This is a genomic window from Carboxydocella sporoproducens DSM 16521 (assembly GCF_900167165.1).
Classification (GTDB): Bacteria; Bacillota.
Genome location: NZ_FUXM01000038.1, coordinates 1 through 22,033, shown reverse-complemented (window position 1 = coordinate 22,033; position 22,033 = coordinate 1). Strand labels below are relative to the sequence as shown.

The following is a 22,033-nucleotide window of genomic DNA, read 5'->3' as shown; positions in this document are numbered from 1 at the left end:
ATCGAAGGGTGGCTAAGGCGAAGATTGCGGATGTGCGTCTGGAAACAATGGAAACGTGTCCGAACCCGATACCGTGAGCTGCGGGCCTTGGGCCTACCGGAGCGAGTAGTCCATATAATGGCTAATGCCCGTAAAGGCTACTGGCGAATGTCTCGACAATTAAATAACGCCCTGAACAATGCCTACTGGCAAAGTCAGGGCTTGAAGAGTTTGACTGAACGTTATCATCGCATTCGTCAAGCTTGGTGAACCGCCGTATACCGAACGGTACGTACGGTGGTGTGAGAGGACGGGGGTTAATCACCCCCTTCTACTCGATTGGTTTTAATTACTATAAGTATTGATTTCCCTGGCCCCGTAGCGTTTTAGAATATCCAGCGCCTCGCCTACCGAGTCAGTACCCTGTACTGTTACCATCACCCGGCTATCCCGTTCGGAGCGCCAGCTATAAGCACGGCCGGAAGTCACAGGGGTTAAAGCAGATGTAATCATAGCCGGAAAGGCAAACATAGTTGAGAGAGTGGCCCCTACTACCCGGCCGGCCAGCTGGCCACTGGATTGGGCCAGTTGCATGGTATCCCGGGCCAGGTCGTTCCAGGTCTGGGGCAGGTTCCAGTCTTCCTGGACTGCTTCTGGCTGACTTTCTCGCATGATAATAGCCACATTCTGGTTTTGCAAACGGTCGCGCAGCTCGGTAATGGCCTGACGGGCATGTTCTGGAGAATCAAATACGCCTAAAATGGTGGTACCCAATTTATCTTCCTCCTCGTCCGTGGTCAGTTATTTTTTATAGTGTTCCTTTTTACAGGAAAAATATACTATCAATGTTGCCAGAAGAAATCGATAATTCCCTGCCTGATTGCCATGGCCAGGTTTTTTTGCCAGTCGGGGGACAGCAATAAGGCTCGTTCCCGGGAGTTAGAGATAAAACCCATTTCCACGATCACCGCTGGCATGGGAGTAGCTCGTAACAGAAAATAGTCGCCTGGTTTGGCAGGACGGCGGTTTTCCGGTTGAACTTTTTTCAACTGGGCCTGAATGGCTTCAGCCAGGCGTTGTCCCTCGGCGGAACCGGGATAATAATAGGTTTCACTGCCCCAGCAGCCCGGATGGCGATCTTTGTTCACGTGCAAACTGATAAACAGGGTGGCACCGGCAGCGATTGCCATTTCAACTCGGGTGGTCAGGTCCTGGCGTTTATCTTGCAGAGAGCAGCGATTGGAAGGGTAGTAATCCCTGTCATCGCTCCTGGTTAGAACTACCTCAGCCCCATCCTGCTGCAATAACTCTGCCAGCTGTAAGGCAACAGCCAGATTGATATCCTTTTCGTAGATATTATCAATAATGGCCCCGGGATCGATTCCGCCATGACCGGGGTCTATCATGATCACCTGACCGGCCAGGGGCGGTTCGGCCCGGGCAGGGCAGACCGCTGTCAGGAAGAAGTAGAAAAAAATAAGCAGTTTTAATGGTTTTCCCATTGTTCAGCTCCTTTCCAACACTTATAGTATTGGCGAATAGAGAGATGATTATGGCAGGAAAATATTATATAATGAAATTTAGTACATTCGATAGAAACTGGAGTGAAACCAATGAAAATTGCTGAACTGGGTGAGTTTGGTTTAATCGAGTACCTGACCAGGAACTGGTCCCCTGGACTGGTGGGAGATGATGCTGCCTGGTTACCTTTGCCGCCGGGAGAGCAGGGACCCATGCTGTTTACCACTGATATGATGCTGGAGGAAGTGCATTTCAGCCGCCGGTTTAGTTCAGCCTATGATATCGGCTGGAAAGCGGTGGCCGTTAATGTCAGTGATATTGCCGCTATGGGGGGCGAACCGTGGACGGCAGTGATTTCCCTGGGAGCAGATAGCTCCTGGTCAGTGGCTGAGCTGGAAGAGCTCTATGCCGGGATGCAGGCTGCGGCCGAAATATATGGTGTGGTGCTGGCGGGAGGGGATACGGTCAAAAGCCGGCAAGGATTAATCCTGAACCTGGCTCTGACGGGCTGGCAACGGGGGCCTCAGCCGCTGGGACGGGATCGAGCTCGGCCGGGGCAATTACTGGCGGTTACCGGACCCCTGGGAGCTTCTGCGGCCGGTCTAGCCTGGTTACAGGCGGGGGGAGAGGGCGATTGTGCCACTCAAGTTGGCGAGGCGGTGACTTTGCACCGGCGTCCTCGGGCCCAGCTGGCGGCCGGGCGCTGGCTGGCGGAAAGGCAGCTGGCTACAGCAGCCAATGATATTTCCGATGGGTTGGCCCGGGAAGTACTGGAAATATGTACAGCTTCCGGAGTGGGTTGTCAGGTGGAGGCAACGGCCATTCCTATCCACGCCGGGGCCCGCAGCATCGCCCGCACCCTGGGTAAAGATGCTCTGGAATGGGCTTTCAGGGGTGGAGAGGATTTTCAATTGCTCTTTACCTGTGCTGAAGCGGACTGGCACCAAATAGAAACGGGGCTGACTGCCCTTGGCTGTCAGCCGGCCCGCATTGGCCGCATTACGCCGCCGGAACAGGGAATGAGGCTGCTTACTGAAAAAGGGCCTGAACCCTGGCCCGCCGGAGGATATGATCATTTTACAGGAGGCAAGGAATAAATGTGGCAGATTGTATCTAACAGTCCGGAAACAACCGCCCTTCTGGGGGAATGGCTGGGGCAGGCTGCAGAAGCCGGACTGATTGTATTTTTGCAGGGGGATCTGGGGGCAGGCAAAACCCACTTTGCCCAGGGAGTGGCCCGGGGGCTGGGAATAACTGAACCTGTTAACAGCCCTACCTTTACTATTATCAATGAATACAGGGGACGTTTGCCTTTCTATCACATGGACTTATACCGTTTGACTGAACCAGAAGAAGGACTGATGCTGGGGATAGAGGAATACTGGTATGGAGATGGTGTAAGTCTGGTAGAATGGCCGGAACGCCTGGAGGAATACTGGCCTACCCACTTTCTGCAGGTGGAGATTCAATACGGAACAGAGGAAAACCAGCGCTACATAACAGTAACCGCCTTTGGGGCCTTGCCTGCCAGGGTACTGGCCTGCTGGCGACAGAAAGGAGAAGAACATGGTTTTACTGGCAATTGATACAGCTACCAGGGTAGCAGGTGTGGCTTTGCGCAATGAGGAGAGGTTATTGCTGGAGAAGTTCGTGAATTTGCGCCTGACCCATTCCCAGACCTTGCTGCCAGCCATCGATCAATTGTTACGGGAAGCAGAACTAACGCCCCGGCAGCTCACGGCACTGGCTGTTACCCATGGACCAGGTTCTTTTACTGGCCTTCGTATCGGCCTGGCAACAGTACGCACCCTGGCCCAGGTGCTGGCTATTCCGGTACTTCCCGTTTCCACTCTGGATGTACTGGCCGCTAATTATTGGGGTGGACAGGGCTGGGTTTGTCCCTTGCTGGATGCCCGCAAAAATCAGACTTATACTGCTCTTTACCGCTTGACAGGCGGGGAGCCGGTACGGCAGACTCCTTACCAGGCTTTGACTCTGGAGGAATTGGTGGAGCAACTGGATGCTACTGAGGGGATGATCTACCTGGTAGGGGACGGTGTCGCCGTCTTTGGTCGCGAATTACAGGCGAAACTGGGAGAAAGAGTAGTACTAACCCCGGAACCGCAGCGCTGGCCCCGGGCGGCCTGGCTGGCTGAGCTGGCCTGGCAGCGGCTTCAGGCCGGGGAAGGGCTGGAATGGTCCCGGGTCGAGCCTATGTACCTGAGACAATCGGAGGCGGAAGAAACCTGGGCCAGACGGCAGGGAGGGAGAGACAGAGAAAATGTGGCAAGTACGGCCAATGACCCGGGAAGATGTTAAGCGGGTAGCTGAAATTGAACGGCTTTCCTTCAGTATTCCCTGGTCAGAACAGGCATTTTTCAATGAGCTGGAGAATAATGAGCGCGCTCTTTATCTGGTAGTGGAAGGTCCACCGGGAGTGGTAGGGTTTGTTGGCATGTGGTGTATTGTCGATGAAGGACATATTACCAATATTGCCATTCATCCCGACTGGCGGGGACGGGGATTGGGTAAAAAACTGATGGAAGCCCTGCTAATCGAGGCGGAGCGCCGGGGCCTGGTGGCTGTTACCCTGGAGGTGCGTCCTTCAAACACTGCGGGACAGAGGCTTTATCGCAGTCTTGGCTTTACGGTGGCCGGGCGACGGCGAGGGTACTATCAGGATAATGGGGAAGATGCTCTGTTGATGTGGCTTTATCTGGACCAAGCCGAAGGGAAAGGAGAATGAGGTTTGTATCTTCTGGCAATCGAATCTTCCTGTGATGAAACAGCAGTAGCCATTCTGGGCCCTGCTCCCCGCTTGCTGGCTTCAGTGGTGGCCTCCCAGGTTCCTGTCCATCAAAAATTCGGCGGCGTGGTGCCGGAAATTGCCTCCCGTCAGCATTTATTAACCCTGAATCCGCTGCTGGAACAGGCCCTGCAACAGGCCCAGCTCAACTGGGAACACCTGGGGGCAGTGGCAGTAACCAGAGGGCCGGGTCTGGTGGGTTCCCTGCTGGTCGGGGTATCTGCAGCCAAAGCTATAGCCTGGGCGCTGAATATACCTTTAATCGGGGTTAACCACCTGGCCGGACATATCTATGCCAATTTCCTGGCTCATCCCGGGCTGGAATTACCCGCCCTCTGTCTGGTAGTGAGTGGAGGGCATACTGATCTGATTTATCTGCCGGAACATGGTCGTTTCGAACGTCTGGGTCGCACCCGGGACGATGCTGCCGGTGAGGCTTTTGACAAGGTAGCCCGGGCCCTGGGGCTGGGCTACCCCGGCGGGCCCCTGGTTGACCGGCTGGCCCGGGAAGGGAATCCGGAAGCCATTTCTCTACCCAGGGCTTTTCTGGAAGAAGGGAGTCTGGACTTTTCCTTTAGTGGTTTGAAGTCAGCGGTCCTCAATTATCTCAACCGGGCCCGCCAGCGGGGCGAAGAAGTGAACAAGGCTGACCTGGCGGCGGCCTTTCAGGAAGCGGTTATCGATGTACTGGTGGAAAAGACGCTGCAAGCGGCCGGGAGAACAGGAGTAGAAAGGATACTGCTGGCCGGTGGTGTAGCCGCTAACAGCCGCTTGCGCCAGCGGCTGGAGGAGCGCACACAACAGGCCGGTTTAAAGCTTTATTATCCACCGCTGGATCTATGTACTGATAATGCGGCTATGATCGGGGCTGCCGGCTGGTATCTCTGGCAGGCGGGTTACCGGGATGACTTGTATTTGAATGCTGAGGCTAATTTACCGCTGGTTTGATACTATTGGTACAAGAGGCACAAAAGCCATTACCTCCGCATAAACCTGTAGTAAATACCTCGCAGGAAGTAGGAGAAGAGAAATGAGCAAGGTTGACCCGCAATGGTTATCCGTTTCTCTTCCCAGAGAGAGGTTGTGTCAGTTATTGACTATCATCGAGATGCAGATAAAGGATCTAGAAAAAGCGGGGGTGAAACCGAGTAAATTGCTGGTTGATCGTACCACTTACATGCAATTATGTGCCTATGCAGCACTGCAAAACCAGGCAGCCCCAGTACAGTATTATAACGGCCTGGAACTGATAATCGGGCCTAATCCGCTAGAAGTGCCCTGTGTGTTAGCGGATGCACCGGTAGAATACTGGTTGTGGAAAAGAGAGGATTAAGGCCTCTCTTTTTTTGTGGATATGTGGGTAAATTCGCTGTGCATGTTGTGGAAAAATATTTGTGACCATAGAAAAATCAAGGATTTTATCTGTGGATAAGCCTGTGGATATTGTGGATAAACGAAAAAACGTTTGTTGAAAACTTATTACAGGGCAGCAGGAATTTCCATGTTTTTGGCGAATATATTCCAAAATTTTTACTAACAGGTAAGGGGGAAGTTGGCAGGATGGCAGTAGTGGATCTCAAAACAGAACGGCTGCCGCGGGAAGAGTTAAGGCAAAAGCAGCTGGCAGCTTTGCAGGAAACGGTAAAACGGGTTTATGAAAAAGTTCCATTTTATCGCCAGGCCTTTGAAGCCAGGGGTATTACTCCGGCAGATATCAGGAGTCTTGAAGATTTGCGTTTCTTGCCTTTTACTACCAAACAGGATTTGCGGGATAATTATCCCTTTGGCTTATTTACTGTTCCCAAAGAGGAATTAGTACGAGTGCATGCATCCTCAGGTACTACTGGTAAGCCGACAGTAGTAGGCTATACCCGGCAGGATATTGCCAACTGGGCAGAGTTGATGGCCCGCTGTCTTTCCTGGACCGGGGTCAGGCCGGAAGATACTATTCAGATCGCCTATGGCTATGGCCTCTTTACCGGTGGTCTGGGTTTTCATTATGGGGCAGAAAGACTGGGTTGTACGGTTGTTCCTATATCCGGGGGCAATAGCAAACGCCAGATCATGCTGATGCAGGATTTTGGCACCAATGTCCTGGCCTGTACTCCTTCCTATGCTCTCTACCTGGCAGAGGAGGCAAGGGAACTGGGGGTGGACCCGCGGGAATTGCCGGTACGCATCGGTATTTTCGGTGCCGAACCCTGGTCCAATAACATGCGCAAGGAGCTGGAAGCAGCCTGGGGCATCAAGGCCCTGGATATTTACGGTTTGAGTGAAATCATCGGGCCGGGGGTATCCTGTGAATGTGAAGCCCAGAATGGCTTGCATATCAATGAAGATTACTTCCTGCCTGAAATCATCGACCCGGAAACCGGAGAAGTCCTGCCTGATGGGGAAAAAGGGGAACTGGTTTTCACTACTCTGAATAAGGAAGCCTTCCCGGTTATCCGTTATCGTACCCGGGATATTTCCGTCTTACACCGGGAAACCTGCAGCTGTGGCCGGACTTTTGTCCGCATGGAGAGAGTGATGGGCCGCAGTGATGATATGCTGATCATCCGCGGGGTCAATGTCTTCCCCTCCCAGGTGGAAAGCGTGCTGCTGGAAATCGGGGAAACCGAGCCCCATTATCTGCTGGTGGTAGACCGCAAGGATAATCTGGACCAGCTGGAGATCTGGGTGGAAGTGTCTGAGCGCATGTTCTCCGATGAGGTGCGCCGGCTGGAAGAACTGGAATACAAATTAAGGCAGGAAATCCAGAGTGTCCTGGGCATTTCCGCCAGAATCAAGCTGGTGGAACCCCGGACCATTCCTCGCAGTGAAGGAAAAGCCAAGCGGGTCGTGGACAAACGGGAATTGTAGGAGGTGGGATGATGAAAATCAAGCAAATATCCCTGTTTCTGGAAAACAAGGCCGGGCGCCTGGTGCGGGTAACGGAAATTCTGGCCCAGCATCAAATCAATATTCGCGCCCTTTCCCTGGCCGATACCAGCGATTTTGGCATTCTGCGTTTGATAGTCAATGACCCGGAGACGGCTTATCAGGTGCTGAAAGCCGCTGGTTTTGCGGTCAGTATTACGGAAGTGCTGGCAGTGGAAATTGATGATACTCCCGGGGGTTTGAATGCTGCCCTCACTGCCTTGCAGGATGCCGGGCTAAATATTGAATATGTTTATGCCTTTGTGGAAAAGGCGACTGATAAAGCGGTTGTGGTATTTCGGGTGGAAGAACCGGAACGAGCCATCCAGGTGCTGACAGAAGCTGGCATTAATACCTTGCGGGGAGAAGAGGTCTATAATTTGTAACAAGAGCAAAAGGAGGCGACTGCCTCCTTTTAATGTTCCCTCTTCATTATGACCGTGAAACAATTGAACCGGACAGCATACCGATACCACGGAAGAACATGAGATAAACAAAATAGGGGAAGAATACAGGTTGCAAAAATTGTGTCCAGGTTAAGGCTATTTTATTACATTTCCAGTTGGTGTATAATAAAAGAGCATTTTAGTTTTAGAGGAGTGAGAGAGCATGGCGGAAAAGATCCTGCAGGCACCTGGTATGAACCGCTGTATTGCCTGCTATTCCTGCATGCTGGCCTGTGCCAGAACGGTTCATAAAAGTTTTAGCCCCCGGCAAAGTGCTATCCAGATTCGCACTCAGGGAGGCCTACAGTCCAAACTGGTAGCTGATATCTGCCGGGGCTGTCTGGATGCGCCCTGTGCCGCTGCCTGCCGGGTGGAAGCCTTGCTGCCCCGTAAGGGCGGAGGGGTTAAATTTAACCCCGATAAATGCACGGGATGCCGGGCCTGTGTTGAAGCCTGTGTAGTCAAAACCATCCACTTCGATGAACAGCGAGAAAAACCCATTATCTGCATCCAATGCGGGACCTGCACCCGTTTCTGTCCCCACGGAGTATTGACTATGGAGGTGCGGGGCTGATGTTTAATCAAGGTGGTATGCGGGTTTTAACCATAGATTTAAGCCGTCGCAAGATTGCCATTGAACGGCGCCAGGATTTACTGAACTGGCTGGGTGGGGTAGGAGTGGCCACGCAGTTGTTGAAAGAGCATCTAAAACCGGAGCTGGATCCATTTCATCCTGACCAGCCGATTATACTGGCTATTGGACCCATGTCCACAGTCTATCCGGTAGTAACCAAAGCAGTGGCCATGTTCAAGTCTCCGCTTACCGGCGAACTGGGGGAAAGCTATGCCGGGCTGCGCATTGCCATGGCCATGCGTTTTGCCGGCTATGATGCCATTGTCATTAAAGGGAAGGCAGAAAGCCCTGCTTATTTGACCATTACACCTCATCAGGTAGATTTTAATGATGCCCGGGCCCTCTGGGGCTTATCCACAGAAGAAACCGGACGACTGCTCAGACAGTTATCCCCTGGCAAAGGCCACCGTTCCACTTTGCGTATCGGTCAGGCCGGGGAGAAACTGGTAGCTTACGCGGGAGTAAATGTGGATACCTATCGCCATTTTGGCCGACTGGGACTCGGAGCGGTTTTTGGCAGCAAGAATTTAAAAGCCATTGTAGTTCATGGTGATCACAATTATCCCATTGCCAGGCCCCAGGAGTATCAACGGGTCTATAGCAAGATTTTCAGAAAAGTAGTGGAAACCGATATTATGGAAAAATACCACGGTCTGGGGACGACGGGCAATGTGGAGCCCCTGAATGAAATGGGGGGCTTGCCGGTTCGCAACCTGCAGGCTTCTTCCTATCCGGAAGCCCTTAATCTGAGCGGGGAAACTTTTGCCCAGGAGACTCTGATCCGCAAAATCGCCTGTGCCGGCTGTCCGGTAGGCTGCATTCATATCGGTATTCATCGCCGACAGTTTGCTGAAGGCTATGAATATGAGTCAGTAGCGGTTTCTTATGACCACGAACTGGTCTATGCCCTGGGTACTATGCTGGGATTAACTGACCACCGCCATGTTTATGCCTTGATTGAGCGGACCGAGCTCTATGGCCTGGATTCCATTTCCACCGGGGTGGCACTGGCCTGGGCAACTGAGGCCCAGGAAAAAGGGTTAATCGGAGAAGAGGAGTTGCTTACCCATCTGGCATTTGGTCAGCCGGAGCCCTATTTACAGGCCATGGATTACCTGATTAAACAGCCCAATGAATTCTATCGCACCCTGGCCCAGGGCACCTGGCTGGCAGCGGAACGTTATGGCGGGACTGAGTTTGCCTGTGTGCTGGGCAAAAACGAAGTGGCAGGTTATCATACCGGCTATGCTAATATCCTGGGCCAGGCGTTTGGCGCCCGTCACTCCCACCTGGACAATGGCGGCTATGCTATTGACCAGGAGCGAAAGGACCGGACTCCGGAAGAACTGGTAGATGCTATCATTCAGGAGGAGGAAATCCGCAACACCCTTAACTCCCTGGTTATTTGCCTCTTCGCTCGTAAGGTTTATGACCTGGCCACAGTAGCCGAGGGACTTAAGGCACTGGGTTATGAGTGGACTGAAGAGCAGCTCAGACAACTGGGCCGGGAGATATATAGAGAAAAAATGGTACTGAAGCGTCAGTTAGGATTTAAACTGGAACAGATCACCGTGCCCCGCCGGTTCTGGGAGACCCCGGCGCTGGGGCGGCAGCTGGATCCGGAGAAAATGGAGCAGTTGCGACAGATTATGATAGGGAGGCTATCACAACTGTGAAAAGAAAAACCTTTATTATCTGGCTGGTGGTCATGGCTCTGGCTGGATTGACCGGTGGTGCTGCGACGCGGTTTTATCTTACCGGGCAATGGCCCTGGCAAGCAGCTGAGCAGAATATAACTACAGATTCAACGGGCACAGAACAGCCTGCCCCAAATGCGCAGAAAAATCCGCCAGTGGTCCAGGATGAAACAACAGCGACTCCGGAAAAGCAGCCGGAATCTAATGGAGTAGAAAAACAGGTGGAGGGGCAGATTGTCACCATTGATTATCGCCAAAAGACCCTGACTTTGGACCAGGCCCTGGATGATAACAGCGAAAAAGTGGAAGGGAAACTGACTCTGGCCCCGGGGGCTGAGATTAAAATCGATGGCAAGAAGTCAGTCTTTAATGATATTGCAATTGGGGATTATGCGGTATTGAAAATCAATGACAGGAAAGAAATAACCTCCATAACCATCAAGCGATAGGAGGGACTGAAATGCTGGAGCAAGTCTGGGCCTTTGCTCGCCGTTGCCGGGCCGAGGGGCAGGAGCTGTATCTGGTAGGGGGCTATGTGCGGGACTTACTGGCCGGGGTTGAAGCCAAGGATTTGGACTTTGTCGTCCCCCGCGGTCAGGGGCTGAATCTGGCCCGGCGCCTGGCAGATGAGCTGGCAGCCAGTTTTGTACCTCTGGATGAAGAGAATGATGTCGGTCGGGTGGTTGCTGGCGAACTGGTCATCGACCTGGCTGCCCGACAGGGCAACAGTCTGATTCAGGACCTGCGGCGCCGGGATTTTACCATTAATGCTATGGCCTTACCGCTGACAGAGGCAGGCCATCCGGCAGGGACGGACCAGATTATTGATCCCCTGGGAGGGCTGGGGCACTGGCGGGAACGGATGCTGGCTCCCTGTCATCCTCGCATTTTCCAGGATGACCCTGTGAGGCTTCTGCGGGCCCTGCGCCTTGCCGCCCGTTTCGGGTTGACCTTTGCCCCGGAACTGGAGGAAATGCTGAGCCGGGAACAAACCCTGCTGGCCCTGGCGGCCCGGGAAAGAATAGGGGAAGAAATCAGTCAGCTCTTTGCCCTGCCGGGGACGGCGGCCGTGATTACCGCCGACCTGGAGACGAGGGGGCTCTTTTACCAGGTTTGGCCGGAGCTGGAGGAAATGATGACCGCTGAACAGAATTTCCATCATACCGTGACAGTGGGACGTCATTGCCTGGCGGTACTGGAAATCATGGAAGAGATATTGGCCGAGCCAGAGCAATGGTTAGGGGCAGAACTGGCCGAGGTGGTAAAAAAGAGAGCGGTCGAAAGATTAACCCGCCACCCCAGGCAACGTTACCAGGTCTGGAAACTGGGGGCTCTGTTCCATGACATGGGCAAACCCAAAACCGCCATGACCAGGGAAAGCGGACGGATTGTCTTTTACGGCCATGAGCGGGAAGGAGCAACTCTCATCGGTCCTCTGGTCCGCCGCCTGACCTGGGGACGGCGAGAGGCCCAGTTGCTCCAAAAGCTGGTAGCTTTACATATGCGCCCTTTGCATCTCTTCAATACCCGGCCGGTAAAAGGCAAGCCCAGCCGCCGGGCTTTGTATCGCTTTTACCGGGACGTGGGAGAGGATTTACCTGACCTGCTGGTGCTGGCAGTAGCGGACCTGGCGGCAAAAGTCAAGTACAAACCGGACAAGGAAGAGTGGGAGACTTTCCAGGCCTTTATTTTGGGCTTATGGGACACCTGGCTCAAGGAAAAAGAACGCTGGCAACCGGAACCAATGCTGAGAGGGGATGAACTGGCAGCCGCTTTCCCGCACATCAAGGGGGCGGAAATCGGCCGCATGCTAAGGGAACTGCTGGAGGCTCAGGCTCTAGGAAAGATCCAGAACCGGGACCAGGCCTGGCAGCTGGTAAAAAGTTTAATCCAGTATACATGAGGACCAGGGGTTGCCGGGAGTGAAATCCTCTGCTATAATGAAAACATAACAGGGAATACAGGCGGTGCAAGGGCGTACCGCAGGCAAGCAATGGCGCTTCCAGGGGGAGAATATCCCCAGGAGGTGCCTTTTTATTTCTCCCGGAAAGGAGGAGGCTTATGTATGGAGTGCGGGTAGTGCTGGCTGATGCCAGTGAAAAAAACAGAAAAGAGCTGGTGCGCATCCTGTCCCGGGCTGGTTACCAGGTGCTGGGGGAAGCAGGGGACAGCCAGACAGCCCTGCAATTAATCCGCCAGACCTTGCCTGACCTGGTTGTTGTTGATCTCAATTTGCCCCCGGCCGGCGGGCTGGAGCTGGTGGAAAAACTGGATGGGGGTCGGCTGGCAGCAATGGTGCTGACGGGAGAATATATTCAAGCGCAGACCCTTGAAAAATTGAAAGGCTTATGGGTTTTTGGCCTTATACTTAAGCCGGCAGGGGAGAATCAGGTGCTGCCTGCTCTGGCTCTGGCGGTAGCCAATTATCAGCGGCAAGTGGAATTGGACCGGGAACTGGATAAACTGCAACGGCAACTGGAAACCAGAAAGGTGGTGGATCGGGCCAAAGGGTTATTGATGAAACATTTCGGCCTCAGTGAAGAGGAAGCATTCCGGCGCATTCAAAAACAGAGCATGGATAAAGGCAAGCCAATGAAGGCCATTGCCGAGGCCATTATTCTGGCCTTTGAGGTAGAAGGGCAATGAAGTCCTCACTTTCAAATAGCAGAAAGGGTGAGGAACAATGAATATTAACAGCGGGGATACAGCTTTCATGTTAGTGGCTACAGCCCTGGTGATGCTGATGACTCCAGGACTGGCTCTCTTCTACGGTGGCATGGCCCGCAAAAAACACGTGCTCAATACTATTATGATGAGCCTGGCGGCTCTCGGACTTATCTCTGTACAATGGGTTGTTTTCGGCTATACTCTCAGTTTCGGTCCTGACTGGCAGGGGATTATCGGAGGCCTGGAACACCTGGGTTTGCAGGGACTGGCTGATAAAACCCTACCGATAGCTCCCAGTATACCTGCTTTTGTTTTTATGGCATTCCAGTTAATGTTTGCCATCATTACTCCGGCCTTGATTTCCGGAGCCATCGCTGAACGGATGCGTTTTGGCGCTTATCTGCTCTTTATCCTGTTATGGGCAACTCTGATTTATGACCCTCTGGCGCACTGGGTCTGGGGCGGTGGCTGGTTGGCCAAACTGGGAGCCCTGGATTTTGCCGGTGGCCTGGTGGTGCATATCAGCTCCGGGGTTTCCGGTCTGGTAGCGGCTCTGGTCTTAGGCAAACGCCGCGGTTATGGCCATGAACCCATGGCACCGCACCAGGTGCCGATGACGGTACTGGGAGCCGGGCTGCTCTGGTTTGGCTGGTTTGGTTTTAATGCCGGCAGTGCCCTGGGAGCTAATGCTACCGCGGCTCTGGCCCTGGTTACTACCAACACTGCCGCCGCTGCAGCGGCCCTGGCCTGGATGTTTCTGGAATGGCTGCATCACGGTAAACCCACGGCCTTAGGAGTAGCAAGCGGCGCTGTGGCGGGTCTCGTAGCCATTACTCCAGCAGCTGGTTTTGTTTCGGTACTGTCAGCCCTGGCTATTGGTGCCATCGGTGGAGCTGTCTGTTACTTCGGGGTAGCCATTTTGAAGAAAAAGCTGGGCTATGACGATGCCCTGGATGCTTTTGGTTGTCATGGCCTGGGTGGCACCTGGGGGGCTATAGCCACCGGTATTTTTGCCATGGATGGCGGACTGATCAGCGGCAAGACTGATTTGTTACAGGCGGAAATTATCAGTGTGGCGGCGACCTACCTATTTGCCGGTATCGGGACGTATCTGATTTTGAAAGCAATTAACCTGTTCCTGCCATTACGGGTAGAAGCCGAGGAGGAAGTAACGGGACTGGATCTGACCCAGCATGGCGAAGAGGCCTATCCCGATTTTACTCTGGGCGGCCCCCTGTCTTCTCAACTGGGTATGAAGTGAGGAGGAGAGAGAAATGAAAAAAATAGAAGCGATTATTCGACCAAGCAAGCTGGAAGAAGTAAAAGAGGCCCTCAACCGCTTCGGGATTCAGGGTCTGACAGTTTCCCAGGTTTTTGGTTGTGGTCTGCAAAAAGGCTATACCCAGGTCTACCGGGGGGCAGAGTACAATATCAATCTGTTGCCCAAGGTGAAGATAGAACTGGTAGTACCGGCGGAGAAAGTGGATGAACTGGTGAAGTTAATCGCAGATACGGCCCGGGAGGGCAGGATTGGCGATGGCAAGATTTTCATATTACCGGTGGAAGATGCTTTGCGCATCCGTACCGGCGAGCGTGGAAATGGAGCTATTTAATAAGGGAACTTATTTCCTGGCGATAAATTTCGGGCTTACCGTACTCATTATTTTCCTGGAGGCGGTAAGCCCTTATTTGTTTAAATTTTCGGCCTTCAGCAGGAAATTTTTTCTTTTCGGCGAAGGCTTTTATTGAGTTTCTGGGTGGAGGGAGAAAAAATGAAAGTTTTTGTAACGGGTGCCAGTGGCTATGTCGGGACTGCTGTGGTAAAAAAATTGCTGGAGCGAGGGCATGAGGTTATAGTCCTGCAAAGGTCCAGAAAAACCGGGATAAATCATCCGCAACTATCTTTAATAGCTGGCGATATAACTGATAGAGCCTCTCTGCCTGGTGGCATGGCTGGTTGTGAGGCTGTAATTCACCTGGTAGGCATCATTCGGGAAATTCCCGGCAGGAATATTACTATGCAGAGAATTCATGTTGAAGGTACCCGCAATGTGGTAGCAGAGGCCAGAGAAGCCGGGGTCAAACGATTTTTACATATGAGCGCCCTGGGGTCCAGGCCAGGAGCAGTTTCCAGCTATCATCAGTCCAAATGGGCAGCGGAAGAGATAGTCAGGCAATCCGGGCTGGCCTATACTATCTTCCGGCCCTCTGTTATTTTCGGCCAGGGGGGACCAGGGCCCAATTTTGTGGCCCAGCTGGCTGACCTTGTGCGTAAGGCTCCCCTGGTTCCGGTCATCGGGGATGGCTCTTTTCAACTCCAACCTGTCTCCATTGCCAGTGTGGCCGAGGGATTTGCCCGCGGTCTGGAGACAACCCATACTTTGAATAAAGTTTATGAGGTAGGAGGGCCGGAGCGCCTTTCTTATCTGAAGATTTTAGAGATGGTGGCAGAGGCCCTGGGAAAGAAGTTGCACAAAATTCATCTCCCGGTGGGTTTAATGAAATTTCTGGTCCCCCTTCTGCAAAATGTGCCGGGATTCCCGCTCACGCAAGATCAGTTACTGATGTTGCTGGAAGGGAATGTGTGCGAGGACTGGCAGACATATTATCGGGATTTTGGGATTGAACCAGAACGCTTTCAGGTTATTTTGTAGCTCCAGCGCTGAAAGTTATCCAGGCTTACCGACCAACCCCTTCAGGGGGGGCGGTAAGCTTTTTTATTGCCAGAGCTGGGAACCAATAGTAGGGGTATAGTACAATTGTGCTAAAATGGAGCTATTTTTCAGAAAATTTATTTTAATTACTTGCTAAAAATAATACAATGTTTAGTAAAGAAGTACTAATTTGCGAAAGCCAGGTGAAGGCTCCTTGAGAGGGGAAATAGAAAAGAATAACCAGGTTTATCTAATGATTGGACTACTGGTATTAGGGTTAGGGAGCTTACTTTTAGTCTATTTCTTCTCTGCCCAACCCCGGGTAGGGAGAAACAATGTGTCCGGTTTTTTATTGAGCGGTTTTTTTTCTGTCAGCTCGGGGGGATTGCACTATCCCAGCGGCATTGCCGTTGATGAAAATGGGCGAGTATACGTTACTGATTCAGCTCATCATCGTGTTGTGGTTTTTGATCAGAAAGGCAGGGAGTTGAGGAGTTTTGGCCAGTATGGTTCAGCATCAGGACAGCTGGATTATCCTGTTGGGATTGCAGTGCGACAAGGACGAATTTGGGTAGCGGAACTGGGAAATGCCCGTATTCAGGTTTTTGACCAAGCAGGAAATTCACAGGGTATAGCCAGGTTAAAAACTCCTCAACCCTTTGTTCCTACTGCCCTCTGTCTGGATAATCAGGGTAATTTATATGTGGTAAATAAAGCTAAACAGGAAATTGAATGTTTTGATGCTCAAGGAAGGCTGGCATGGGCTTTTGGTGGGGACCAGATGACCGGGGTTTTGAGCTTTCCCATGGGTTTAGCAGTTAAGGGTAATGGTCAGGTACTAATTGCTGATTCGGGAAATGGACGCTTATTGATATATAATCCTGCTACCGGACTGGTGCGGATAGTGGACGGCGGAGAACAACGCTGGTTCAGCAATCCGCGGGGTATAACCGTTGATGAACAGGGACGGGTTTATGTAGCAGAGGCGATGCAAAACACGGTTATTGTTTTAGATGAAAAGCTGCAACTATCAGCGCGGTTGGAGGTACCGGAAGAATTAGGCGGATTATTAATGCCTGATGGCATTGCCTGGGCCAGGAACCGGTTACTGGTTATAGATAAAGGAAATAATCGCGTCGTGCAATTTATTCAGCAGGGGGGATAAGAAGGGGATGAGGCTTGGAATTCTGATAATGGCCTGCTTGCTCTTTACCACTCCGGCCTGGGCCTATATTTCTCCTCATGGGAAATATAGCACAGCCACGGAAATGTGCGGCAGGTGTCACAGTCTGCACCGCAGTCCGGGTCTGCGACTCCTACGGGCCAGCACGGTAGAGGATACCTGTTTGCTCTGCCATGATGGTACGCAGAGTAACTACAATGTCAGAAAAGGCACCTTTTTTAACGGGGTAATTGAGGTAGCCAGTCCTGCCGGGGGCTTTGATCCCGCATATGGCTACACTACTACCCATCTGGTTGGACAAACCAACTTTATTCCGGGCAATAACAGCAATCTTTTTCTGCTCAAATGCACCTCCTGCCATAATCCCCACGGTACCGATAATCACCGCAACTTGCAAACCAGAGTCAATGGGGTGACGGGAATCAGGGTGATCGCGCAGATTGCAGGCCCGGGAAGGGCGCTCCCTACAGCCTCCGGTCGGGAGGTTATCAGCTATCAGTCAGGGATAGTGGATTTTTGTACTGCCTGTCACGTTGATTTTAAAGAATATATGAGCAGTGACAGTTTTGGTGGCATAGACCGCTGGCGTCACCGGGTAAATGTGCCTTTAACTGGCGGCTATAGCATCAGTTTTCCAGAACCCGGTCTCCTGACCACTTTACCCACCCAGGGAGTTCCCGCGGGAGTGCGGATTCAGACAGCATCCCTAACGGCAGGCGCATTAAACGGAACCTATAATTATCTGGTAACAGCCTTTAACGCTTTAGGCGAATCCACCCGGGGGAATATAGTCCAGGTGGAAACGGTCAATAATGGGGTGTATTTGGCCTGGGCACCCATTAGCAATGCAGTAGGCTACCGGGTTTACCGGGCTGCAGGCAGTGGGGTTCCCGAACAAATACCGGTTAGCCAGTTTGTTTATCTGGCAGAAGTAGGGGATGACCGGACAACCTTTACTGATGATGGCAGTCTAACACCGGAGCCCAGTCGCAATCCCCCTGTTACGGCCGAGGCCAGGGTGGTTTGTTTGACCTGTCATTTTGCTCATGGGGCCAGAACGGTGGATTCTTTCTCGGGCTATGGTTATCTGCGGCGTCTGAACAATATGGGCGTTTGTCAGAACTGTCACCAAAAATGAGAAAAGCTGGTGGGAGCATGAGAAACAAGGTATTTATTGGGCTGCTTGTGATTGCGATGTCAGCAATATTTTTCCTGAATTGGCCATTGAATGCGGATACAGTTATAACCAACGGTGCTTTTTCTTCCGGCCTTTCAGGCTGGTCTAGCGAGGTGGGGGATCCTGCACCTGATCCGGGTTTTTCTGTTGTCTGGGACGCAGATGGTTATTCTGGAACTATTAAGAATAACGGGCAGCAAATCCAGGCCCAGGGTGGTGCCTTAAAAGTTACTGCAGCCAGCAGTGAGGCACAGACTGGGAAAGGAGTTATCACCTATTACCAGGAATTTAATGTTCAGCAGCCCCGGGCTACCGGACGCCTCAGTTTTGCCTGGAAAAAATTTTATCAGGGCAATGTGATGCCCCTGGCCCACAATCTGGCGGTGCTGTTACGCTTACCCGATGGTAAACAGACTCTGATCTGGACGGACCGCTTACGCCGTAATGATAACTCCTGGCATACGATAGAAGAGCTGGACCTGGGCGGGTATCTAACTCAAGCCGGTAATTACCAGCTGCGATTTTACTTTTATCTTGAAAACGGTGAGCAAAAGGATGGCTTGCAGACGGCAGTCTGGCTGGATGAGGTCTATCTGGAAATAAAAACTCCGGATGTCACCCGGCCGACAACGGTAGCCAGTCCCCAGGCCCAAACCGTTAGCTCCAGCCAGGTAGATTTGAGCTGGGGGCCAGCTACTGATGACCGCGGGGTGGCGGAATATCGCATCTATGTAAATGGGGATAAGGCACCTGTTGCTGTCATCCCGGAGACAGGTTCATCCGCCTATCATTATTCAGTAACAGGGTTACGGGCCCAGACTCTCTACAGTTTTACCATCAGAGCAGTGGATGGTTATGGCAATTATTCGATCAATGATATGGAAATGACGGCTGTAACTTTGCCTGATACCGGTGGCACGCCGGGGGTTGCGGCGGGAACCGGTATCCCGCCAGCGGAAAATGTCTTGCAAAACAGCAGTTTTATTAAAAACAGCTCCCCCTGGCTTGCTGTAAATGACAGCAGTTTCCGCCAGAGTTCCGGGTTTACAACCGCCTGGGATGGGGTGGGTTACAGTGGCAACATAATCAATGGCGGTAAAACAATCACTGCACTGGGGGGCAGCTTTCGATATTTAGCCAACGGTAAAGAGCGGCAGGGGGCGCGCTATCTGGAACAATCTTTTCCAGTCACCTATCTCCCGGGTGGTGGCAGAACCTTCAGGTTATCCTTTGCCTGGAAGAAAAACTGGTTTAATGATAAGAATCTGCAGCCGCAATTCCAGGATGCCTATATTTTCCTGAAGCGACCGGATGGCTCCACGGTTACCCTCTGGTCCAATACCACTAAAGCCAATCAAGCCAGCTGGCAGCGGGTAGAGGATCTGGATATCAGCAGTGCTTTTAATAGCACCGGGACCTATACCATCCGGCTTTATGGGAAATTGAAAAACAATGATGCTGACCTGGGTACCTGGACCGCCATCCGCTTTGATGAGGTACGAATCTATATTCCTGATGTCACCGCGCCCCAGGCTCCAGGCCAGCTGAATTTACAGGTAATCAGTGACCGGCAAATCCAGCTGAACTGGGAGTATGCTACCGACAATATAGGGGTTACTGCTTATCGGGTATATCGCAAACCTGCAGGTTCTTCCTCCTACACCCTGGTGGGTACTACTGCTGCCAGTGAATTGAACTTTACTGATACTGATGTTAATGGTTTGCAGCCGGATACGGAATATGACTATTACATTACTGCAGTGGATGCAGCAGGCAATGAATCGGTTCCATCACCGACAGCAACCGGTAAAACCAAACCGACTGATACCATCCCGCCGACCCAGCCCCGGGGAGTAAGGGCAACGGCCTTGACTTCCAGTGAGGTGGAAATCCGCTGGGAGGAAGCTACGGATTCTGGTTTAGGACTGGCTTTTTATCGGATCGAGCGGGCCCCGGACCTGAATGGTGCTCCAGGCAGTTTTACTGTGGTAGGGGAGGTAGCTGCCGGCAATCTGCTGTTTAAAAATACCGCCGTACAGGCAAAGCGAACCTACTGGTACAGGGTCATCGCCATAGATCAGGCCAACCTGGCTTCTCAGCCCAGTGCGCCTGTAGCAGTCTTTGTTCCGCCCAGTCCCCATGGCTACTATGATGAGGAGGAATGGCGCTGCGGTATCTGTCACCGGGGACATCAGGGTTTGACGGCCCGTTTGCTGGCCAAACCTTCCCAGCCCCTGCTGTGCCTGACCTGCCACGATGGCTGGGGCAGCCGCTATCTGCTGAAACCAGATTTACTGGCCTGGGGGCAAAATAATGTCTTTCATCCCATCAGCGGCAGTGAGGCAGCTCTGGCGGGACGAACCCGGGCTCTACTGGCCTGTACTGACTGCCATAATCCCCACGGGGATAAAATTCCGGGGACCAGTGACCTGTACCCTCGCTGGCTGCGATCCAGTGATGGCAGCAACTACTATTACCAGGGCAACCAGTATTGTTTAGCCTGCCATGGCCCGGTAGACCGTAACTGGAGCGCAGATTACTGGGAAAATACCTTTGGTGATCATACCAATTCCCAGGCGGCTCATTATGACCTGAGCAAGAGCTTGCTGCAGCCGGCTTCCGGCACGCAGATAACCTGTGTGAAATGTCATGACAAGCACGCCAGTCCCAACCGGCGCCTGACCCTGGCCCGGGAGGAAGGTCTCTGTTTCAAGTGCCATAACAACCCGGCCGTTTCCGCTTCCGGCACGGCAGATATTCAGGAGCAGTTCAACCGCAAGGGCTCCCGGCATGATATTTTCACTGTTGACCAGCAGGCCAATGGAACTAAGGTAGAATGTGTCAATTGCCATGGGCCCCATACGGTTGCACCTAAACTATTTCCAGCTAACGCTACCGGAGCGGCGGTTTCCGATCCGGATAACACCAAACAGCCCTGGCTGGGCACGCTGGTGGATTTTTGCCTGAAATGCCATGATGGCAGTCCACCAACTACGGCCTTGAATTCGGCAACTATTCAGGTTCCCTATGATGTGCAAATGCCAGCCACCCCGATCACTACCAATGCTTCCGGCTGGGATAAGCGCTCCTTTAAGGGCTCAGGCCACTGGAACCGCGGGATCCAGAGTTGTCGCCAGTGCCACGAACAGCATGGTTCGGACTATGATCGTCTTTTGAAACTGCCGGAGGATAGTGACAGCCAGGATGGGATCTGTTTCCAGTGCCATAAGCCTGCGTCAGAAAATCCGGTTCTGGCTGGAGCTCCGGATGTTAAAACCCCCTTTAACAAGGCCTATCACCATAATACTCTGGTGGACAATGGTAAACATAAGGATACGGAAAACTACAACAACCTGGCCCTGGAGAACCGGCATGCTGAGTGCTATGATTGCCATGATCCCCATTCGGCCAGCAATACAGCTCCGGTACCGCAAAATGATCCCACAAACCCAACGGAACCGCCCAAACCATCGGGGGCACTGGCAAATGTCAAGGGTGTCGGCTTCACCGGTGCCCGTCCGGCCTGGACCAGTTTGCCGGCTAGCAGCAGTTTGTATCAGCCCAAAACGGTGGTGTACCAGTTTGAGCTCTGTTACAAATGCCACAGCAGCTATTCTTTTGACCAGAGTCCGGCGGAAACTATGACCGATGTAGCCAGAGAATTCAACCCGGCCAATGCAGCCTACCATCCGGTGGAAGCTCAAGGTAAGACCAGGAATGGCCGCTATGTTGGCACTGACCGCTTTGGCGTAGCCTGGAGCCCGAACCGAATGATGTTTTGTACCGACTGCCATGGCAGTGAAACTGCTGCTGAGCCTGTAGGGCCCCATGGTTCCAGTTATTACCGGATACTGAAAGGGAGCTGGGACGCAAATACTGGTGCTGGTTCTACTGATGCCCTCTGTTTCCGGTGCCATGATATTAATAACTATATTGATACAACTAACAAGGATTCTGGAAATTCTTCTAACGGTTACGGGGGCACCTATACCGGGTTTCGGAAAGGAAGTACAAATTTGCATATCTGGCATGTGAAGGAAAAAAATGCCAAGTGTCAGTTTTGTCATTCTGCTATACCCCATGGCTATCAGCGTAAACATTTGATTGTCTATCAGGGGGAAACCCCTTATGCCAGTTCGGCAGCTAAACTTACCCGCTATGTTGCCAGTGATACCGGGAATTATAGTAAAGATAATTGCAGCAATAATTGTGGGCATTAAGCTCAGTTGCCTTACCGATTTAAAGGAGGTAAGGCTTTTTTAATGTTTAGGAAATTATGCTTTAAGGCTTGATGTGGATAACTTAGGGTGTTAAGGTAGAAATATGAGAGCGCATGAGAAAGAAAATAAA

21 protein-coding genes and 1 pseudogene are annotated in these 22,033 nt (G+C 52.2%); 20 read left to right on the top strand and 2 right to left on the bottom strand.

All coding sequences use genetic code 11. The features are described 5' to 3' along the window. Nucleotides 1-249: pseudogene (locus B5D20_RS11305) on the top strand (group II intron reverse transcriptase/maturase); the annotation flags it as partial. A gap of 75 nt (nt 250-324) precedes the next feature. On the opposite strand, the gene B5D20_RS11300 reads toward B5D20_RS11305, so the two are convergent. After that, nucleotides 325-753 (bottom strand): hypothetical protein, encoded by a 429-nt coding sequence (locus B5D20_RS11300; protein ID WP_078666339.1) that lies wholly within the window; start codon nt 751-753, stop codon nt 325-327. Between the two features lie 68 nt (nt 754-821). Continuing rightward, entirely contained in the window at nt 822-1,481 is a 660-nt protein-coding gene (locus B5D20_RS11295) for an N-acetylmuramoyl-L-alanine amidase family protein (protein WP_078666338.1), read from the bottom strand. 111 nt (nt 1,482-1,592) lie between these two features. Here B5D20_RS11295 and thiL point away from each other — a divergent pair, with 111 nt between their 5' ends. The 19 genes from thiL (at nt 1,593) to B5D20_RS11205 (ending at nt 21,903) form a co-directional block, all read left to right on the top strand. Further along, a complete protein-coding gene (gene thiL / locus B5D20_RS11290; RefSeq protein ID WP_078666337.1) occupies nt 1,593-2,597 on the top strand; it encodes a thiamine-phosphate kinase in 1,005 nt (334 codons plus the stop codon). Continuing rightward, entirely contained in the window at nt 2,598-3,086 is a 489-nt protein-coding gene (tsaE, locus tag B5D20_RS11285; protein ID WP_078666336.1) for a tRNA (adenosine(37)-N6)-threonylcarbamoyltransferase complex ATPase subunit type 1 TsaE, read from the top strand. Beyond that, nucleotides 3,067-3,819 carry a tRNA (adenosine(37)-N6)-threonylcarbamoyltransferase complex dimerization subunit type 1 TsaB gene (gene tsaB / locus B5D20_RS11280; RefSeq protein ID WP_078666335.1) on the top strand — a complete coding sequence of 251 codons (753 nt, stop codon included), beginning with the start codon at nt 3,067-3,069 and terminating at the stop codon, nt 3,817-3,819. The genes tsaE and tsaB overlap by 20 nt, the downstream gene beginning before the upstream one ends. Continuing rightward, nucleotides 3,782-4,246, top strand: a complete 465-nt coding sequence (rimI, locus tag B5D20_RS13710) for a ribosomal protein S18-alanine N-acetyltransferase (RefSeq protein ID WP_242946660.1) — start codon at nt 3,782-3,784, stop codon at nt 4,244-4,246. Before tsaB ends, rimI begins: the two co-directional genes overlap by 38 nt. 3 nt (nt 4,247-4,249) lie before the next feature. Beyond that, entirely contained in the window at nt 4,250-5,254 is a 1,005-nt protein-coding gene (tsaD, locus tag B5D20_RS11275; RefSeq protein ID WP_107754022.1) for a tRNA (adenosine(37)-N6)-threonylcarbamoyltransferase complex transferase subunit TsaD, read from the top strand. An 82-nt stretch (nt 5,255-5,336) separates the two neighbouring features. After that, the gene (locus tag B5D20_RS11270; protein WP_078666334.1) at nt 5,337-5,639 is read left to right on the top strand and encodes a hypothetical protein; all 303 of its coding nucleotides are present in this window, start codon (nt 5,337-5,339) and stop codon (nt 5,637-5,639) included. A gap of 227 nt (nt 5,640-5,866) precedes the next feature. After that, nucleotides 5,867-7,168, top strand: coding sequence for a phenylacetate--CoA ligase family protein (locus tag B5D20_RS11265; protein WP_078666333.1), 1,302 nt, complete (start codon nt 5,867-5,869; stop codon nt 7,166-7,168). 11 nt (nt 7,169-7,179) lie between these two features. Further along, nucleotides 7,180-7,611, top strand: coding sequence for an ACT domain-containing protein (locus B5D20_RS11260; protein ID WP_078666332.1), 432 nt, complete (start codon nt 7,180-7,182; stop codon nt 7,609-7,611). Nucleotides 7,612-7,834: 223 nt separating this feature from the next. Further along, nucleotides 7,835-8,245: a 4Fe-4S binding protein gene (locus B5D20_RS11255; RefSeq protein ID WP_078666331.1), complete on the top strand. Its 411-nt coding sequence runs from the start codon at nt 7,835-7,837 to the stop codon at nt 8,243-8,245. Continuing rightward, a complete protein-coding gene (locus B5D20_RS11250; protein WP_078666330.1) occupies nt 8,245-9,981 on the top strand; it encodes an aldehyde ferredoxin oxidoreductase N-terminal domain-containing protein in 1,737 nt (578 codons plus the stop codon). Before B5D20_RS11255 ends, B5D20_RS11250 begins: the two co-directional genes overlap by 1 nt. Further along, a complete protein-coding gene (locus B5D20_RS11245; RefSeq protein ID WP_078666329.1) occupies nt 9,978-10,451 on the top strand; it encodes a hypothetical protein in 474 nt (157 codons plus the stop codon). The genes B5D20_RS11250 and B5D20_RS11245 overlap by 4 nt, the downstream gene beginning before the upstream one ends. A gap of 11 nt (nt 10,452-10,462) precedes the next feature. Further along, on the top strand, nt 10,463-11,905 hold the full coding sequence (locus B5D20_RS11240; protein WP_078666328.1) for an HD domain-containing protein: 1,443 nt from the start codon (nt 10,463-10,465) through the stop codon (nt 11,903-11,905). Between the two features lie 158 nt (nt 11,906-12,063). Then, nucleotides 12,064-12,648: an ANTAR domain-containing response regulator gene (locus B5D20_RS11235; protein WP_078666327.1), complete on the top strand. Its 585-nt coding sequence runs from the start codon at nt 12,064-12,066 to the stop codon at nt 12,646-12,648. Between the two features lie 37 nt (nt 12,649-12,685). Next, the gene (locus B5D20_RS11230) at nt 12,686-13,930 is read left to right on the top strand and encodes an ammonium transporter (RefSeq protein WP_078666326.1); all 1,245 of its coding nucleotides are present in this window, start codon (nt 12,686-12,688) and stop codon (nt 13,928-13,930) included. Nucleotides 13,931-13,943: 13 nt separating this feature from the next. Then, nucleotides 13,944-14,282: a P-II family nitrogen regulator gene (locus B5D20_RS11225; RefSeq protein ID WP_078666325.1), complete on the top strand. Its 339-nt coding sequence runs from the start codon at nt 13,944-13,946 to the stop codon at nt 14,280-14,282. A gap of 159 nt (nt 14,283-14,441) precedes the next feature. Further along, on the top strand, nt 14,442-15,323 hold the full coding sequence (locus B5D20_RS11220) for a complex I NDUFA9 subunit family protein (protein WP_078666324.1): 882 nt from the start codon (nt 14,442-14,444) through the stop codon (nt 15,321-15,323). A gap of 214 nt (nt 15,324-15,537) precedes the next feature. After that, entirely contained in the window at nt 15,538-16,488 is a 951-nt protein-coding gene (locus B5D20_RS11215) for an SMP-30/gluconolactonase/LRE family protein (RefSeq protein ID WP_078666323.1), read from the top strand. Nucleotides 16,489-16,495: 7 nt separating this feature from the next. After that, complete coding sequence (locus tag B5D20_RS11210) at nt 16,496-17,644, top strand: cytochrome c3 family protein (RefSeq protein ID WP_078666322.1); 1,149 nt, start codon at nt 16,496-16,498, stop codon at nt 17,642-17,644. A gap of 17 nt (nt 17,645-17,661) precedes the next feature. Continuing rightward, the gene (locus tag B5D20_RS11205; protein WP_159071945.1) at nt 17,662-21,903 is read left to right on the top strand and encodes a cytochrome c3 family protein; all 4,242 of its coding nucleotides are present in this window, start codon (nt 17,662-17,664) and stop codon (nt 21,901-21,903) included. The last annotated feature ends 130 nt before the right edge of the window (nt 21,904-22,033 follow it).